The organism is Candidatus Nanopusillus massiliensis (assembly GCF_920984865.1).
In genome coordinates, this window is record NZ_OV100765.1 from 595,625 (window position 1) to 595,984 (window position 360).

1 protein-coding gene (running past one end of the window) is annotated in these 360 nt (G+C 20.6%); it reads right to left on the reverse strand.

All coding sequences use genetic code 11. The features are described from left to right. Positions 1-360, reverse strand: part of the annotated coding region (amrB, locus tag LUA84_RS03825) for an AmmeMemoRadiSam system protein B (RefSeq protein ID WP_457913304.1) (this coding region is incomplete at its 3' end). Its footprint extends 96 nt past the window's final position; 360 of its 456 annotated nt are in view.

Here is a 360-nt window from a genome sequence, read left to right on the forward strand (position 1 = left end):
AATCTTTACTTTATCTTTAAATAAATATCTTAATATGGGTAATTGAACTACAATTGAATATTCATATCTAGATAATATTGGATTTTCATATGAATCATAATTATTTAATATTTTTCTAGCAAATTCTACATCTGTTCTAATTAAACCAAAAGGAGTATACCAATCGTCAATTATCAAATTTATTTTTTGACCAAAATTATTATTATTTGGACCAATAATTATTATTGTATCAAAATCAAAATTCTCATATAATTCTTTATATAATTTTATAGAAACAGGTAAAAAGTATTCATAACTTGCATGTGGAACAATACCAGAAATTATATTTTTTTCCTTTTTTATATTTTTTGGAATATACCC